The organism is Microbacterium sp. LMI12-1-1.1, from assembly GCF_040676455.1.
Classification (GTDB): Bacteria; Actinomycetota; Actinomycetes; order Actinomycetales; family Microbacteriaceae; genus Microbacterium.
Genome location: NZ_JBEGIA010000007.1, coordinates 1 through 256, shown reverse-complemented (window position 1 = coordinate 256; position 256 = coordinate 1). Strand labels below are relative to the sequence as shown.

General features: G+C 47.3%; 1 rRNA gene. It reads left to right on the top strand.

Going from position 1 to position 256, the window contains the following annotated elements:
• Positions 1-158 precede the first annotated feature (158 nt).
• Positions 159-256: ribosomal RNA gene (locus MRBLMI12_RS08645) — 23S ribosomal RNA — on the top strand; the annotation flags it as partial.

The following is a 256-nucleotide window of genomic DNA, read 5'->3' as shown; positions in this document are numbered from 1 at the left end:
GTGGGGGGTACCGCCCGTACTTTGAGAACTACACAGTGGACGCGAGCATCTTTTGGATCGGCCTTCGGGCTGGTTCATATTGATGATCTTAAAGATCATTAGTCAATTTCAGCCTGGACTTTATTGTCTGGGTTCGATTCTTGATGAAACTCATGTGATTTCAAGTCTTTAAGAGCAAACGGTGGATGCCTTGGCATCTGGAGCCGAAGAAGGACGTAGCAATCTGCGATAAGCCTCGGGGAACTGATAAGCAAGT